The organism is Corynebacterium sp. AOP40-9SA-29 (assembly GCF_052377405.1).
Classification (GTDB): domain Bacteria; phylum Actinomycetota; class Actinomycetes; order Mycobacteriales; family Mycobacteriaceae; genus Corynebacterium.
Window position 1 is genome coordinate 200640 of record NZ_JBQSWR010000003.1, and the last position, 17005, is coordinate 217644.

Annotated in this window: 12 protein-coding genes; 2 read left to right on the forward strand and 10 right to left on the reverse strand. The window is 65.5% G+C overall.

Annotated elements, in window-relative coordinates; genetic code table 11:
* Nucleotides 1–22 precede the first annotated feature (22 nt).
* Nucleotides 23–1558: an NCS1 family nucleobase:cation symporter-1 gene (locus ACT3SZ_RS07565; protein WP_444617929.1), complete on the forward strand. Its 1536-nt coding sequence runs from the start codon at nt 23–25 to the stop codon at nt 1556–1558.
* Here ACT3SZ_RS07565 and ACT3SZ_RS07570 read toward each other — a convergent pair.
* From ACT3SZ_RS07570 to ACT3SZ_RS07610, 9 genes are all read right to left on the reverse strand, one after another.
* Nucleotides 1524–2735 carry an acyl-CoA dehydrogenase family protein gene (locus ACT3SZ_RS07570; RefSeq protein WP_444617930.1) on the reverse strand — a complete coding sequence of 404 codons (1212 nt, stop codon included), beginning with the start codon at nt 2733–2735 and terminating at the stop codon, nt 1524–1526. The two genes, ACT3SZ_RS07565 and ACT3SZ_RS07570, sit on opposite strands and share 35 nt — an antisense overlap.
* Before the next feature lie 39 nt (nt 2736–2774).
* On the reverse strand, nt 2775–6014 hold the full coding sequence (locus tag ACT3SZ_RS07575) for a UvrD-helicase domain-containing protein (RefSeq protein WP_444617931.1): 3240 nt from the start codon (nt 6012–6014) through the stop codon (nt 2775–2777).
* On the reverse strand, nt 6011–8794 hold the full coding sequence (locus ACT3SZ_RS07580) for a PD-(D/E)XK nuclease family protein (protein WP_444617932.1): 2784 nt from the start codon (nt 8792–8794) through the stop codon (nt 6011–6013). The genes ACT3SZ_RS07575 and ACT3SZ_RS07580 overlap by 4 nt, the downstream gene beginning before the upstream one ends.
* Before the next feature lie 117 nt (nt 8795–8911).
* Nucleotides 8912–9178 carry a 30S ribosomal protein S20 gene (gene rpsT / locus ACT3SZ_RS07585; protein ID WP_444617933.1) on the reverse strand — a complete coding sequence of 89 codons (267 nt, stop codon included), beginning with the start codon at nt 9176–9178 and terminating at the stop codon, nt 8912–8914.
* A 206-nt stretch (nt 9179–9384) separates the two neighbouring features.
* Nucleotides 9385–10404 carry a hypothetical protein gene (locus ACT3SZ_RS07590; protein ID WP_444617934.1) on the reverse strand — a complete coding sequence of 340 codons (1020 nt, stop codon included), beginning with the start codon at nt 10402–10404 and terminating at the stop codon, nt 9385–9387.
* Nucleotides 10405–10450: 46 nt separating this feature from the next.
* Nucleotides 10451–11059 (reverse strand): DNA-3-methyladenine glycosylase I, encoded by a 609-nt coding sequence (locus tag ACT3SZ_RS07595; RefSeq protein WP_444617935.1) that lies wholly within the window; start codon nt 11057–11059, stop codon nt 10451–10453.
* A gap of 4 nt (nt 11060–11063) precedes the next feature.
* Nucleotides 11064–11732, reverse strand: coding sequence for an alpha-ketoglutarate-dependent dioxygenase AlkB family protein (locus tag ACT3SZ_RS07600; protein WP_444617936.1), 669 nt, complete (start codon nt 11730–11732; stop codon nt 11064–11066).
* Nucleotides 11732–12265 (reverse strand): type II toxin-antitoxin system PemK/MazF family toxin, encoded by a 534-nt coding sequence (locus ACT3SZ_RS07605; protein WP_444617937.1) that lies wholly within the window; start codon nt 12263–12265, stop codon nt 11732–11734. Before ACT3SZ_RS07605 ends, ACT3SZ_RS07600 begins: the two co-directional genes overlap by 1 nt.
* Nucleotides 12266–12463: 198 nt before the next feature.
* Nucleotides 12464–13933: an APC family permease gene (locus ACT3SZ_RS07610; protein ID WP_444617938.1), complete on the reverse strand. Its 1470-nt coding sequence runs from the start codon at nt 13931–13933 to the stop codon at nt 12464–12466.
* Between the two features lie 108 nt (nt 13934–14041).
* Here ACT3SZ_RS07610 and ACT3SZ_RS07615 point away from each other — a divergent pair, with 108 nt between their 5' ends.
* Entirely contained in the window at nt 14042–14956 is a 915-nt protein-coding gene (locus ACT3SZ_RS07615; RefSeq protein WP_444617939.1) for a LysR family transcriptional regulator, read from the forward strand.
* Between the two features lie 150 nt (nt 14957–15106).
* Here ACT3SZ_RS07615 and hisD read toward each other — a convergent pair whose 3' ends face one another.
* On the reverse strand, nt 15107–16420 hold the full coding sequence (gene hisD / locus ACT3SZ_RS07620; RefSeq protein ID WP_444617940.1) for a histidinol dehydrogenase: 1314 nt from the start codon (nt 16418–16420) through the stop codon (nt 15107–15109).
* Nucleotides 16421–17005: the final 585 nt, after the last annotated feature.

A 17005-nucleotide genomic window follows, 5' to 3' on the forward strand; every position in this document is an offset into this window, starting at 1 on the left:
AGACAGATTCGGTGACCCACCCATGACAGACAACCACGATGGTGCTGGTGCTGCCGGCGCCAGCCCGGTGACCAGTGACACGGTGGACATCACCGTCGCGAACGCGGATCCGGCGCTGTTCAACGCCGACCTCGCGCCCATCCCGCGCAAGTACCGCAAGTGGGGTGCCTTCGAGATCTTCAACGTCTGGACCAACGACGTCCAGTCCCTCGCCGGCTACACCCTGGCTGCTTCCCTGTTCATCGGTGCCGGTATCAGCGGCTGGTACGTCTTCGCCGCGATTGTGCTGGCTGGTGTGATCGTCAACTGGCTGGTCAACCTCTCCGGTGCGCCCAGTGTGAAACTCGGCGTGCCCTATGCGGTGATGGCCCGCATGTCGATGGGTGTGCTGGGAGCGCGGTTCCCCGCGCTGGTCCGCGGCGTCGTGGCGATCTTCTGGTACGGCGCGCAGACCTACTTCGCTTCCACTGCGGTGGCGCTGGCGATCAACGCCATATTCGACTCGCCGCAGTCCGGGGAGTTCCTGGGGATGAACGTGGTGTCGTGGATCTCCTATGTGATCGTCGCGATCCTGCAGGTCGCCCTGTTCAGTCGGGGCATCGACGCGATCACCAAGTTCCTCAACTTCGCCGGACCCGCGGTGTACGCGGTGATGGTGGTGCTGCTGATCGTGATCTGGGTGCGCGCCGGATCCGAGATGCTGCCGGCCGTGGGCTCGATCTTCAACAGTGACGGGGTCACCGGGTGGGGGACCGTCTCGGCGTTCGCCGGCGTGGTGGGCACGATGGTGGCCTACTTCTCCGCGGTGATCATCAACTTCGGTGACTTCTCCCGGTTCTCGAAGTCGGAGAAGTCCATGCGGCTGGGCAACTTTACCGGCCTGCCGTTGTCGCTGGCCTTCTTCACCTTCCTCGCCTTGTTCATCACCGCCGGAGCCTACGTGGTCTTCCAGGACGGTCAGGGCACCCCGATGGACAACCCATCCGACATCATCGGCCAGGCGGACTCGGTGATCCTGTCGATCATCGCCGCGGCGACGTTCCTGGTGGCCACGGTAGGTGTGAACCTGGTGGCGAACTTCATCCCGCCAGCCTACGACATGGCCAACCTGGCCCCGTCGAAGATCAGCTTCCGGACGGGCGGGATCATCACCGCCATCCTCGGCTTCATCATCGGCGGCCTGTGGGTCGCGGTGATCGAGGACATCGGACTGCCCACCTTCGTGGACACCCTGGGCGCGATCCTCGCACCGCTGTACGGGGTGCTCGTCGTGGACTACTACGTGATCCGGCGCAAGCAGGTCGATCTCACCGACACCTTCAGCCTGGACCCGAACGGCCCGTACTTCTATCGCAAGGGGTGGAACATCAAGGGGTTGGTGGCCGTCGCCCTGGCCGCGGTGTTCGCGGTGGCCACGGTCTGGTGGTCGGCGCTGGAGGACTTGTCCGGTTTCGCCTGGCTGATCGGTGCCGCCCTCGGCGGACTGCTGTACTACCTGGTGATGCTCGGGGACCCGACTCGCACTACCCGCGGTTCCGGAACGCCTGCTGACCAGTGAGTGCCTGACCGATGCTGAGCTGGTGCATCTCGGCGGTGCCCTCGTAGGTCAGGACCGATTCCAGGTTATTGGCGTGGCGCATGGGGGAGTACTCCAGCGTCACGCCGGACGCACCGAGCAGGGTGCGGCACTGCCGGGTGATCTCCAGGGCGACGCGGGTGGAGTTCAGTTTCCCCACGCTGACCTGGTGGGGTTTCAACTCCCCGGCGTCCTTGAGTCGGCCCAAGTGCAGGGCCAGCAGGAAGGACTTGTCGAGTTCCACGGCCATGTCCGCCAGTTTCGCCTGGGTGATCTGGAAGGAACTGAGCGGACTGTCGAACACCTGCCGGGTGGACACATAATCCAGGGTGGTGGCCAGGGCATCGCGCGCGGCACCGAGCGCACCGAAGATGATGCCGAAACGTGCCTCGTTCAGGCAGGTCAGGGGCCCGCGCAGCGTGGTGGTGCCGGGCAAGCGGCGTTCCTCGGGCACCCGGCAGTTGTCCAGCACGATCTCCCCGGTGACCGAGGCGCGCAGGGAGAGTTTGCGGGGGATCTCCGGGGCACTGAACCCTTCGGTGTTGGTGTCGATGATGAACCCGGAGTAGCCGTCTTTGCCGCTCTCGCCGTCGCCCTCGGTACGCGCCCAGACGACGGCCACATCAGCGACCGGGGCGTTGGTGATCCACATCTTCGTGCCGTTGAGGAGCCAGTCGCCGGTGGCGGCGTCGCGGGTGGCGCGGGTGCGCATATTGGCGGGGTCGGAACCCGCATCCGGTTCGGTCAGCCCGAAGCAACCGACAGTGGTCCCGGCGGCCATGCCGGGCAGGTAGTGCTCCTTCTGCTTCTCGGAACCCCAGTGGTGGATGGCGAACATCGCCAACGAGCCCTGCACGGAGACCAGCGAGCGCAGCCCGGAGTCCACCGCCTCGATCTCCATGCAGGCCAGGCCGTATTCGGTGGCGCTGGCCCCGGCGCAGCCGTAGCCGTCCAGATGCATGCCCAGCACGCCGAGCTCGCCGAGTTTGGGTGCGAGTTCGCCGACGGGCAGGGTGCCGTCTTCGAACCAGGTGTTCAGCTGCGGGGCAAGTTCACGCCCGGCGAACTCTGCGACGGTGTCGCGCAGGAGCCGTTCGTCGTCGCTGAGCAGGGTGTCGGCGGTGATGAGGTCGAGTGGTGAGGTGGGTCCAGTGGTCATTGGTGGTGTTCTTTCCCGTTCAGGTGTTTTATGGCTGGCTCACGTTAAGGACACATCCAGCACCGTGCCGAGCAGCGGCAGGTGGATGAGGATCGCGGCCGGGGGCTGGCCGTCGATGTCGGTGAGCGCGTGGTGGTAGGTGTGCATCTGGCCGAGGTAGGTGGAAACCACGTGCCCGACCGGATCTTCACCAGGATAGGTCTTGTGGTCGACGATTACCCGACGCCCGCCTTCCAGGGTGAGGAGTTCATCCAGCCAGCCCTGGGCGCGCTGGTGCTGCGGGTTCGACCAGGCGAAAGGAACCTCGGTGGCGCTGGACGAACCCGGGTAGGTCGATGCCAGCCACCGGGTCCACCGCTCGCCGGCCTCGACGACCCGCTCGGCGTCCACCCGGTCACCGACTCTCCAGGTCTCCACTAATCGCGTGGCGGTGGAGAGTTTCTGGTCCTCGCTGAGATGCGTCAGCGGGGCGGCGAGGTAAGCGTGGATGCAGTCGCCGACCTTATTCCAGTCCTTGCCTCCGCCGGTGACCAGCGCGGGGCCGAGGTCGGCGACCTCGGTGACGGTGGCGCCGGACGCCACGGCGTCGGTGGCCTCCACGCCGCTGGGGGCGAAGGTCGCTGGCAGCAGGTCGAGCGGCGTCGGGGCGTCCTGCCTGTGGGCGTCCAGCACCGCCGCGTGCGGCGTCGGGACTGGGGTTGCGTCGGCGGCATCACCGCCGGTATCGGCAGCCGATGCCTCGATCTCTCGGACGGGACAGTCCAGCAGCTCGGCGAGCTGCTCCTCCTGCAGGTCCGCCTCGGCCAAGGCCTTCCACTTGCCCACGGCGGAGTAGGGGGCCAGTACCGTGCGCGTGCGCGAGCGGGTCATCGCGACGTAGAGCACGCGCTGCTCCTCGATCATGTCGGAGCGTCGACGGACGGCCTGGGAGTCCGCCTCGGTGAGCATCTCCTTGACGGTGCTGACGGCGGTGATGGTCGCCGGCCAGAACCGCAGTTCGCGTCCGGCCAAGGGTGATTCCATCGTCAGCGACGAGGTCGGCTGCACCCACACTCCAGAGGGAGTGAAGCGGTCGCGCATATCCGGCAGCGCCACGACCACGGTGTCCCACTCCAGCCCCTTGGACTGGTGGATCGTGTCCACGAACACCGCGCCGGGATCGGCGGTGGGGGTGGAGACCGCGTCCTCGGAGAGCAGGTGCTCGAGGAATCCGGCGGGGGTGGACGGCTGGCCGGCGGACTCCGCCTCGCCGGTGTAGTCCTCCACCGCGCGCAGCACCCCGAGCACCGCGCCGGTGCGCTCCGTCGGCTCCGACCAGGTGGCGATGCGCCGACGCAGGTTGAGCGCGTCGATCACCGCACTGACGGTGTCGGCGACGGGCACCTCCGACAGGGTGGCACGCAGGTGGCGCAGCGGATCCAGGGCCGCGTCCTGCGACCAGTGGGAAAGCTTCTCCTTGCGCTCCTCGCGGGTGGGCAAGGAGGTCAGCGTGGCGAACCAGTCCTGGTGGGCGGGGTGCTCATCGAGGAAGGTGACCAACTCGATGAGCGCCTGGGAGTCGTTTTCGTCCAGCAGCCAGGCCAGGGCGGCGCCGACGAGCTGGCCCTCGCGGGTCTGCGACAGCGGGGTGCCGCCGCCGGTGCAGGGGATTCCGCGTCGGCGCAGTTCGGCGCGCAGTTCCGCGGCGTGAGTGTTGTTGCGCACCAGTACAGCCCGTCCCCTGGCCGGCACACCCTCGGAACGTTCCAGGGCGGCCAGGCCAGTGGCGATGCGGGCGAACCAGGTGTCCTTATTCTTGCGGGCCTTCTCCGCTGGTGCCCACAGCACGGCCGCCCCGCCGGAGCGATCCTCCGCCAGGTGGTCGGGGACGGTGAGCGTCACGTTCTGCTCGGGGAAGAGGTGGCTGAACAAACGGTTGGACAGGCCGAGGGGTGCGGCATGGGTACGCCAGGAGTGCGACAGGGTCTCCGAGGTGCCGGCCAGACCGGTGGGGTCGGTGATGGTGCCCACCGCCGCGTCCATCAGCGCGGGGTCGGAGCCACGGAAACCATAGATGGACTGCTTCGGGTCACCGACCCAGATGACCTCTTCGACCAGTGCGGCGAGTTCGGTGAACAGGGCGAGCTGCAGGGGACTGGTGTCCTGGAACTCGTCGACGACGAGGATGCGGTAGCGCGCCGCCAGGGTCTCACGCACCGCGGTGGTGGTCGCCTGCGGGACTCCCTCGCCGCGCAGTAGCCGCAGGGTGAGCTGCTCCTGGTCGGTGAAGTCGATGAGACCGAGGGCGTTCTTGTACTCGGCGTAGGCGTCCAGGCAGGACGCCGCGGTGCCGAAGACCAGCCGGATCAGCGCGTCCAGGTCGGCGCGCAACGCCGGATCGGCGGCGATGTCCTCGGCGGAGACCACCTCGCCGTAGGCCTCCTTGATCGGCTTGGTGGGCGAGTCGACGCCGGGGACCTTGCCCTCGGCGGTGCGCAGCCAGTCCTTCCACGGGATGCTGGCGCGCTCACGGCGCACGCGCCGGGCGAAACGGTCCAGGCCGGCGAAGCGCGACTGCAGGCTGGTGGCGGAGCGTTTGGCGATCAGCCCGGACTCGATGTCGGCGCGCAGCTGGTCAGGGATGCGCTCGGCGGCACCGGCGAGCAGGGCGCGGGTGTCGACCGGTGTGGCTGCGGTGTCGCCGTCCTGTGCGCCGGCACCGTCGAGCGCGGCGTGCAGTTCGGCGATGCTGGACTCGGCGAAACCGGCCAGTTGATCGGCGGGGATATCGTTGGCGCGGGCCTGCTCGGTGACGGTGTGCACCGTCTTCGCCCAGTTCACCCCGGAGCTGAAGTAGCTGCCGTCGGAGTCATCGTCGTAGCCGGTACGGGCCAGCAGGTCGCGGTGGTCGGTCTCCGCGTCGGCGATGATGCGGTCGGTGGCCAGGCGGAAGGCGTCGCGCTGTGACTGCTCAGTGAGCACGGAGAGTTCGGGGGAGCGTCCGGCGTCCATGGCGAAGTCGGTGAGCACCCGACCGGTCACGGAGTTCACCGTGCCGATCAAGGACGTCGGCAGGGCCGCAGCCTGCTCCAGCAGCCCGTCGTTGACGAGGGTGCTGCGGATGCGTTCCTTGAGTTCTGCCGCCGCGGCACGGGTGAAGGTCGTGGCGATGATCTGCGAGGGACGGTAGGGGTGGGTGCCGTCGGCGTCGACGCGGCGCAGCCGTTCGGTGAGCAGTTCGGTCAGCCGGTAGGTCTTGCCGGAGCCGGCGGATGCCTTGATGATGGTCCAGGTTGTCATGAGAAGTCCCCCGTGGCGCCGGTGATCAGCGGGTAGTCGGTGTACTTGGCGTTCTTCTCGGGGAAGAAGCCGGTGGTGCGGGCCGCGGCGAGTTCGCGCTCGTAGGCCTCGGTGGTGTCCTCGTCGAAGGGGGAGACCGGGGTGGTGTTCTTCTTCGGCTTCTCGTAGGCCTGCCAGTCCTCGACGTTCACGAGGTTGCCGAGGTCGGTGACGCGTCCGGCGGAGAGGTCGTCGAGAATGCGGTTGAGCCCGCTGACCGCACGGTCCCAGAGCTCGTCGGTATCGGCCGCGCCGATGTCGGACGGTTCGACGGTGAGTGTCTCGGCAGCACCGAAACGCTCGTCGGTGGTGTCGAGGCGGTTGTCGCGCAGGTTGAAGTAGGCGACGGGGATCTCGGCGAGTGGCTGCGAGGTTTGCGTTGATGAATCGGCGTTGCCGGATGCCACCGAGGCGGCGTAGACGGCGAGCTGCAGGGCGGTACCGTCCTGCACGGCGTCGCGGTACTTCTTACGCGCGAAGGTGTACTTCAGGTCGATGACCCCAGGCGTCCCGTCTGCCATGACGACATCCATGTCGCGCAGACCGCCGAGTTCGAGCTCGGTACCATCCGGGCCGTGGCTACCTTCCAGCGGCATGGTGAACGATGCCTCGACCGCTCGGATGGCCACGCCTGCCTCGGCGAGTGTGGTGAACAGCCCGGCGATGGACTCTTCGGCCAGGGCGAGGGTGGTGCCGAGTTCCCGGCTGCGTCCGGGCATTTGCAGTTCGGCGGCGTACCAGGGCAGCAGGAGGCGTAGTTCGTCGCCGATTTCCGTGCGGTCGGCGAGGATCGTGACCGGTTCACCGGCGTTGTTGGTGAGGTGGCGGTTCACGATGTTCTCCACCACGGTGTGCAGCCACGTGCCGACCATCTGGTTGCCGCTGGGGATCGTGGCCAGCCCACCGGCGCGGATTCCCAAGCGCCTATCCAGCAACCACTCCAACGGGTGGACCAGCAATTTCTCCCACTGGGAGAAGCTGATGCGGGTGGGCAGCAGGTGCTCGCCGGCGGCGAAGGTTCGCGAGATCGGGTCGGGTACGTCGATAGTGACCGGCTCCGGCACCGTGCGATGTGCGGCCGGGAGCTCGGCGAGCTCCGTGGCGGGCTCGCGACCCTGACGGTGCAGGTCGTCGATAAGGAAGGTCAGCGCCGGGTGCTGCGAGGCGGCCTCTCCGTTGATCGATGCCACGGTCAGCGCGGTGACTGAGCGACGTCGGCGCAGGGCGCGCAACTGGGAGTCCAGGGCCAGGCGGGCGTCCGCCTCCGGGTCAGACAGGACGACCCCTGCGTTGGTCAGCCATTCGACCTCTGCAGGGCGCAGACGCGCCCGGGGTGTGGCGGAGGTGTCCACCGGCAGCCACCACACCACCGGGGAACTGCCGGTACCCAGGTGTGCGGGGTCGGTGACGACATCGGCGACCTCGTCGGCGCGGGCGTTCATGCTCAGCCCACCGGTGGCGGTGAACTCCGCGATGACCTGGTCGAGTTCGCGGGAGGAAACCCGCTCGCCGAGCTGCTCAAGCAGTTCGCGCAAGGGGGCAATGCGACTGCCGACATTGGAAGAGACCGACTGGCCACGTCCCTGGTCGGTGAACTGACGCTGCAGCCACCCCAGGTGGGTGGAGACCTGGGCTGTGACGTACCCGGCCTCGCCGTCGCCGCCGACTACGAGCGGATTCTCGCGGATCAGCTTGTCGAACTCGGTGATCTTATCCACCGAGGTGGGCTTGTCCTTCACCTTTTCTAGGGCCTCGGCGACTGCTGCTTCCCAGGCCGGCCCGCCGACACCAGGCTGCTGGTTAAGCGCACCAACGAGCCGCGAGCGCAGCGCGCCGGGCAGGAGGGACGAGGTGAAGCCGTCCACGGTGATGCTGGTGTTCAGCAGGCCGACCAGGGCGGGGATATCGTGCGGAGTGGTCATCGCCCGCAGGAACAGCGGGATGACCTGAGCGTAGGACGATGCCTCCCGCGCAGCGACTCCCAGCGGACTCTGACCAGTGCGTACGCGCTCGCGGTCGAGGAGGTCGGTGGAACTCCCGGCGACGATGGTGTGGCGGGTGGGCGCGTCGGAGAGGTCCTTGAGCAGACGGGCTGCGACGGGGGCGGCATCCCACACAGTGTCCGCGGTGACCACGGTCAGCTCCTCCAGGGGCGCGGGTGCGGGCAGCTCGGTGACGGTAATGCCGAGGGCGGAGAGGCTGCCCAGGATGCGACGCCACACCGGCGGCAGGTCGGCGAGTTCTCCATCGACGTCGACTTGCTCGATTCCTAACGGCCAGGCGCTGTTGGACGCCGCCAGGTCGCGTAGCGCCCGGTCGACGTCGCGGAGCAGGTCCGCCGTCCCCGGGGCCCAGCCCGGTTCCTCGGCGAGGCTCGCCTCCACGGCGGCGAGTACCTGCAGGCGCCGGGGTGCCGTGGGGTCCGTCGCGCCATCCCACCCTGAACGCACCAACTCATCGCGCCAGGCCAACAGTTCGCGGGCGACCGTCCAGTGGTCGGCCTGGAAACTCGCGACCGGCCAGCTCTGCGGGTCCGCCGAAGCGAGCACGCGGGTGAGCACTGCCCGATAGGCGGCGATGCGTGTTGGTTGGTCGCTCTCCGGGGCGGAGAGCGCTAGGCGGGTAGCGAGGATGTCGGTGAGCTGTGCGGGGCCGGTTGTCACGGAGCCGAGGCCGCCGGTGGTGGCGGCGGCGTCGACCCAGCGGGCGCCGTCGAAGCCCCAGCCGAAGGTGATGTGCATGCCCTACAGGGTAGCGGTCGGTCCGGACATGGAATTCTTAAGTGTTCGAACAGCAGAAAACCCCGCCCCCGGTATGCACCGGGAGCGGGGTTAACGGCGTGCGCGAAGAGCGCTGACCTATGCCTCGAGCTTGTTCAGCTGGGCAGCCAGGCCGGACTTCTTGTTCGCGGCGTTGTTCTTGTGGATGACACCCTTGGTGGCAGCCTTGTCGTACAGGCGGTTGGTGATGCGCAGCTGTGCGGTGGCAGCTTCCTTGTTGCCGGAGGCGACAGCGGCCTCGAACTTGCGGGTCTCGGTGCGCAGGCGGGAGCGGACGGCCTGGTTGCGCTGGCGGGCGGCCTCGTTGGTGAGGACGCGCTTCTTCTGCTGCTTGATGTTAGCCATGGGGCTACCTCTTTCTGAACGGTGAATCGGTGATCGTTCGCCACTTCCACCCGGGTGAGCCGTGCACACGGTCTCTAACAATCGGCCCAAGGTCCTGCCGGTTGCGGTGCACACGCCGCGAGTGGTCGCGGGTCAACCTGACGAACTCTACCAGTTCACCGCGGACCACCGAAATCAACGGCAACCATCACTCCAGTCCGATCACCTCACGGCTCATTCAAGTCACGGGTGCGCCGATCGTCCGCCGGCGGGTAGACCATGCGCTGCGGCATCGCCCCGGTCAGCAACGCCTCGATCTCTGCAGCGGCGTCCATGACCGCGCGCCACCGGAACTCCTTCGGCAGCCGGTCTACCGAGCCCAACAGTCCGGAGTCCGGCAGGAAGGGGATCAGTCCGGCCCGGGCGATGGCCACGATGCCGGCAGTCATCGCCTCCTGCGCCTGCACCTCGGTGAAGTGACGGCTGGTCATCAGGTCCGGATCCACCAGACGCGACGGCAGCCACCAGTGGCTCGTGGTCGGCATGTCCGGCGGCCAGGGCATCGCACTGTCCGACCAGGTCCGCGGATCCGACCACACCTGCGGGGCGTGGGCCAGGAAGATATGGCCCAGCACCTCGGCGACGACCGCCAGGGACTCCGGCGCGCCCGGGCCGCCCAGTTCCTGTGCCAAGCGCAGCACGTACCAGGCTGAGGCAGTGTCCAGCTCCACCGGCGGGACGGAGCCCGGAAGAGCGGTGTGCACGTTGAGGGTGAAGGGGCCGGTGCGTTCGACCTGCGCGGGGTCGTCCTGCATTTCCACGACCATGCCGATGCCACGCAGTCTCTCCAGCAGCGTGGGCCACACGTCCGCGGCGTCCAGCGTGGTCGTCTCGTCCTGCCGGTAGCCGGAGTCCTCGATGTCGGCGATGAGGTCGATATCCAGTACGTAGGTCTCCGACAGGGAGACTCGCGCGGCACCGTCGGCGGCGCGGTAGCCGTTGGAATAGGCCTCGATCTCCGGGACGAGGCGGGCGGTGCGGGCGGTGTCGGTGGCATTGTGCCGGTAGCGCGAGCGGTAGCGGCGGAAGATCTGCATCGTCGCCTCGACGGCGTCGGCCAGGGGCAGGTCGCGTTGGCGCACGGCGAAGTCCAGCAGCACGGGCACGGTAGCGTGGCGTTCACGCGCATTGCGCAGGCTCCACAGTTCGATCTCGAGGGCCTCGAAGGGTGTCATGCTGGTGGTCATCGTGTGTTCGCCTGCCTTCCTGTTTTGCAGACGATAGTACACGTGACTACCAGGGATCTCCGGCCTTTTCGCCATGCTCGTCCCACAGTCCCGAACAGCCGCGGCGGTGCGTGCCCACCAGGTGGGTGTCCACGATGCCAATGGCCTCCATCAGCGCGAACATGGTGGTAGGGCCCACGAACACGAAGCCTTCCTTCTTCAACGCCTTCGACAGGGCGACGGACTCCGGCGAGGTCGTCGGCACGTCCTCGGCGTGCTGCGGCAGAGGCGTGCGCGCAGGACGGAAGGACCAGACGAACTCCGCCAGGCCGGTGCCTGGCCCGTGGCGTCCGCGCAGGGCGACGGTGGCGCGCGCATTGGTGACCGTGGCGCGGATCTTGCGGGCGTTGCGCACGATCGCTGCGTCCTGCAGTAGTTCTTCGATCTGTGCGTCGCCGAAGGCGGCGACGGCGTCCGGGTCGAAGTCGGCGAAGGCGGCGCGGAAGGCGGGGCGTTTGGCCAGGATCGTCGCCCAGCTCAGCCCGGCCTGGAAGGCCTCCAGGCTGATGCGTTCGAACAGGCCGCGTTCGTCGGTGACGGGCACGCCCCACTCGGTGTCGTAGTAGTCGCGCAGCAGGTCAGACGCCTCAGCCCACGCCGGACGCACCACTTCCATCCCGCTAGCCCTTCAGCCCGGTCTGACGCAGCGTGATGTTCAGCCGGCCGTGAAGTTCCAGGTCATAGGGCCCGGTGTTGGGGTACACCTTGGTCACGCCGTGATAGTTCTGCCGCGCGGGACCGCCGAAAACGAACAGATCGCCGGACGCCAGCCACAGGTCCGTGTAGGGACGATTGCGGGTCTCGGCATTGCCGAAGCGGAAGCGGCAGGTGTCGCCGATGGACAGCGACACCACCGGCCCGTCGGAGCGTTCGTCGGCATCGCGGTGCATGCCCATCTTCGCCGCGTCGTGATAGTGGTTCACCAGGGCAACGTCCGGAGTGTAGGACGCCGCGAGCGCGGCGTCCCCCGTCGTTTCCACGACGGCGCGGCGTCCCAGTTCCACCAGCCAGTCCGGCACTGGCAGGACGAGGGCGTTGTTTACGTCGGTGGCGCGGCGCGTATAGCGCCCCGGCGTCCAATGCCAGCCGAGGCAGAGCATGGACACGCTCATCGGATTGCCGTGGATGCGCGGGGAGTGCGGCGGGACGGGGCCCTTGGCCCACGCGGCGTACTGGGCGACGATCCAGCGCTGCTGGGCGATGTCCAGCCACGCGGAGCGGTGGTGGGCGCCGTCCGGCAGGTCGGAGGCGGGGGCGTGCAGGTCGAACAGGGTGGGTTGGTCAGTCATCACGACCATCCGTAGCTGCGACGCAGGGCGGTGGCCAGGCGGTCGTAGCGGCGTTCGGGCATGGAGACGCCGCGGCGCTGGATGGACGCCTCGGGGATCTCGATGGTGCGGTCGGCCCGCGCCCAGCACTCATTGCCGCGCGGGTCCCACAAGCCGGCGCCGATGGACACCCAGTTGTCGTCCTCTGCGTGCTCGGGGTTGGAGCTGATAAGCATGCCGAGCAGGGTGTGACGGTTGCGGCCCACGACCACGCAGGCGCGCAGCTCCGGGGTGGACTCCCGGTTGGGCAGCACGTGGTACCAGACGACCTCGCCGGGGTCGGCCTGTCCGTCCATGTCAGGAGCGTAGATCACGGGGCGGGCGTGGTCCTGGGTGGGCGTGGTGACCGTGACGGCGCGCACCGCGGTCTCGGTGTGGGACGACTGGTCGAGGCCCAGGTTGGCGTGCAGCTCGGCCAGGCCCGCGTCCAGGTGGCCGCTGTGGTGGAAGTAGCGCTCGATGATGCGGCGCAGGGGATTCCGGACGGAACTCATGGGCACCACTCTAGCGTGGGGGACGGACGTGGAAGCAGCGCAGTCGAACAGGCAGGTGGGAGGGGTTGTCGGTTGAGGTGACGGTTGGTTGAAGTAGGCCCCGCGTATGCGGGAAGGTCCGCGTGCGTCGAGCCGGGCAGGTGGTCTGAGCGCGATAACCCGCAGGTATGCGGGTTAGACTTACTCAACTGGGCCGGCTTATCGATCAGGACGTGAGGGGTGTTCGCCCCGCCGTTTCCGTCGCTCAAGTTTCTCAAAGAGACGCTCTTCTGAGTCGATTCCAGCATGGACTCCTCGGGGGATCCTGAGCAAGAAGACCATGCCGAGCAACCACCAAGCGCCTAGTAGCGCGTACGAGATCGGGTGAATCGAAGCAGGCATACCAGGAATGTAGAGAGACAAGAGTCCGAGAGTGAGGATCACGCCCAGGATTCCTACGGCAATGCCGACCTTTCCTTTGCCTCCGGTGGTGAAGGGGCGCTCCATATTGGGCTCACGACGCCGGAGGAACAAGAAGACGACACACACCATGAAGTAGGTGAGGACGATACTGGGGGACCCTGAGTCGACGAGCCATTCGAGCGCGCCTTCGCCAAGGAACGGTGCGAGAATCGAGAGAACCCCGATGAACGCAATGGCATTCGAAGGTGTCTGGAACTTCGGGTGAACGTGGCCGAACCACCGCGGAAGCATTCCCGACTTTCCCATCGCATACATCAATCGCGATGAACCAATCAACATGGCAATCCACGATGTGAGGATCCCCGCAATGCCGCCTGCGATGAGGACGTTGGCCATGAACTGACTATTGAAGAGAGCTCCCATCGCATCCGCAGTCGCTAAGTCAGAGTTGACAAGGTCATCGAGCGGCATGGACGATGCCGTCGTTAGCGCAGTAATGATGTACCACACGGTGGCGATGACCACCGATATGACGATGAGCTTTCCAACTTTCCGGGGGCTCATCTTCAGCTCTTCTGCTGTCTGGGGAATTACGTCGAATCCGACGAAAAGAAATGGCACGACAATAAGTACCGTGAAGAGTCCAGATGCGTTGGTGAAGAAGGGTTCCATATTTCGGACTGATCCCGATGCCCCCGACCCGATCACCAGAAGGAGTCCGACAATAACGAGGAAAAGCACGACGAACGTCTGGATGATGCCCGCAGTCTTAATTCCTACGTAATTAATGATCGTGACAATCACTGCCGATAATGAGCCTACGAGCGCCCAAGCGAGATAGACATCGGAGCCAAACACCGAATACAAGTATCCAGTATTGATGTCGGGGAAAATATACCCGATGGTTCTGGGTAGGGCAACGGCTTCGAATGCGACAATGGTGATGTATCCGCCGGTAATCCCCCAAGATCCGATAAAAGCCCACCGGGCGCCCATTCCACGCATGATGTAATGGTGCTCTCCGCCGGCCTTAGGCATCGCTGACGTTAGTTCCGCGTAGATGAAGGCGACAACGATCATGATCAGGCCGCCCGTAGCTAATGCAATGACGGATCCCATTGTGCCTGCGGACTCAAGCCATCCCCCAGTGAGGACGACCCAGCCGAATCCGATCATCGCTCCGAACCCTAGGGCATAGGAATCTAGGGTACTGAGCGTTCGGCGTAGCTCGGGCTCTTTGTGCGCCGACACGGCTTCTGCGGCCACGGCAGCTCCTCTCGTCTTGACGTGCTGTGATGTGGTGGGAGTCACTTTACTGAACAAATTAAAACGGGACAAGCCTGTATAATCCGGGGGTTATGATAGGGTTATCCGATGGCGATTACACTGGCTCAGCTTCGCGCGTTCACTCAGACGCTGGAGAGGGGTACATTCACCGGTGCCGCGTCGGACCTTGACGTAACGCAGGCTTCGATCTCGGAGCTAATCCTTCGGCTGGAGGAACATCTTGGGGCGCGACTGTTTGTGAGAGGCGGCAGGCAGCTGGTGCCGACGGCGGCTGCCGTAGAACTGCAGAAGTACGCTTGGCGTGCTCTTCAGGCCACGGATGACGCTCGTCATGCAATTGACGCGTTGCGGTCGCTAGACTCCGGGGTGGCCACTTTCGGTGTTCCGCGAAATGCCAACTATTACGGTCTATCTGAACTCGTCTCTACCTTCCACGCGAGTCACCCCAATGTCCGCGTGCGCATGGTCGGGCTAAACTCCCACGATGTTGCTGAGTCAGTGAGTTCCGGACATTTGGAAGCTGGCTTGGTAGTGCTACCAGTAGTAGGGGAAGGGCTGCAGTACGAGCCTTTGTTTCAGGACGAAGTGCTCTTCGCGACAGCCGGGGACGCGCCGAGTTCCGGTGTGGCCGATGTTGTCGACCTGATGGACGCGGGACTTGTGCTCTACGATGCGCACAGTTCGTGGGTTGATCCGACCCGTCGGCAATTGCTTGATCGTGCGCAAACAATAGGTGTCCAACTTGAACCGCTGATCGAGGTCGAGCAGGTGGAATCTGCACTCAGTCTGATCGCTGGCGGTACCGGCGCGACGATTGTCAGTGACTCTATTCGCCGTATGGGAAAGATCCCGCGGGGGGTGAACCTGTACCGTTTCGAACCCAGGTTCACCGAGACCACCGCGCTAATCACGAGGACCGACGGGGTGGTATCACGGGCCACGCAGGAGATTATTAGTCTCGTGCGCTCAACTATTGCGAGTCCGCCGGCTGAAGTCATCTAGCAGGAGGAAAGGATGCTCAGTTGGCTATCTGGATATGCGATGAGCCGCAGCGGCGGTGCGTTGCGGCTCGTTGCATACCTGAGTGGAGCTGCGGACACAGCCCGCCGTCTTTCGGTGGGCGGTGGTGTCTGCTCGCCGGCGTGGAGGGTGCTACTGCTTGTAACGGTCCAGGCGGTATGTGGCGGTCCGGCTATGAGCCTCCATACCCTCCGCGTCTGAGATCACTTGTACAGCCTCAGCGGTTGACGGCGTGGCCTCCCGAGCTACGCGCTGGTAGGTAAGCGGTTTGAGGAAGCGAGAGACGGAGAGCCCCGCGCTGTGCTTCGCACCGCCTGCAGTGGGGAGGGTGTGATTGGTCCCGGCCATTCCCTTGTCTGAGTAGGCAACCGTGCTCCACGGACCGAGGAAGATCGAACCGTAGTTGGTCAGGTTGTCGTGGTACCACGCATCATCGGAGGTGATGATTTCCAGGTGCTCTGGCGCCAGATCGTCCATGAGCGCGACGGCGACTTCGGGGGAATCAACCACAGTGATCGACCCGAAGTCTCGCCATGCGGGACCGGCAATATCCTTAGTGGACAGCGTAGAAAGCTGATCATCGATGGCTGCAGTGACAGCCTTGGCCAATTCCTCGGAAGTAGTGATCAATGCCGCTGGAGACTGCGGACCATGCTCGGCCTGTCCGAGAAGGTCAGCGGCCACGATCGCGGGCTCGGCGGTCTCGTCGGCAATGACTGCGACCTCGGAGGGGCCAGCCGGCAGGTCGATAGCGACTCGTCCGAACAGCTGACGCTTCGCCTCCGCGACAAATGCGTTGCCGGCACCAACGATCATGTCGGCTGGGAACTCGTCAAGAAGCCCCATCGACAGGGTGGCCAGGGCCTGTACTCCACCCAGCACATAGACGCGGTCGACGCCGGAGAGGTATGCAGCGTAGAGCACAGCGTCGTTGGCCTTACCGTCCGGACCGGGCGGGGTTGCGGCGGTCACCAAAGGAACACCGGCCTCTTTGGCAACACCGATAGACATGAATGCACTCGCCGTCAGCGGGAATCGGCCAGCAGGAAGGTACGCACCGACCTGGCGGATTGGAACGTAGCGCACACCGCAGACAACACCGGGCGCGGTTTCGCACTCAAAACCCTGAAGGTGCTTGCGTGACTCCGCAGCGAAGGCCTTGGTTCGTGCGGAACCGAGTTCGATTGCCTTGCGCAAATCCTCGGGAAGGCGATCGCCGCTTGATTCGAGATCTTCTTTGCTGACGATGAAGTCGCCGGAGTAGTTGTCCAGTTTCTGGGCGTATTCCTTGACTGCCTCGACGCCGCGGTCTTCGATATCCCTCAACATGGTGCTGACGGTCTCGGCGACCTGGGGATCATACTGGGCGGCAGGGGTCTGGCTCGGCTCCTTCAGGAACTTGTAGGTCCCGGTGTAAGTCTTCAATGCCTGCGGGGAGAAACGCATTGGTGATCCAATCTGGTGGAAGGTGAGTTAATTACCGCCGAAGCATGCGGCCCGGAGGATGTGCGTTTGAGCCTAGTGGCACCTCAAGGCACAGGGCAACCTTGGGTTAACTGGTGCGGAGCATTGGGTTAACCAATGCTGTCGGTATTCGTCTTTCCTACCAGTACATCTCTAGCGGTTTCGCTTCTGCGCAGCGGGATTCCGCTCAAGTTGCTCGGTGAATTTGAGGTCGACTTGTCCCCTTGGGTTAACGCGGTGGTTTGGGGTGTCGGCGCAACCGCCCAAACATTGTGTGGTCGTGGCCCACCCCCATCGCGCAAGACGAGACTTGACAGAGTGTCGACACGACACCTGGCGAGTCTGCCGAGGGCGGTCAGTGCACGGCCCCCGGCCTGGGAGGCCCCGAAGGGTGCTTCAGCCACCCTGGAGAGTCGGCGACTGTGCCGTGGCCGGATCTCCTCGGTAATTCATCAGCCGAACCCCTAGGGGGGCCCGCACTAGTAGATCGAAGATCCACAGTCGAGGAGCAGGAATGCCATGCGGGGTGGGCTGGCTGGTCGATGGTGTCGGCCCCGGATCCTAAGG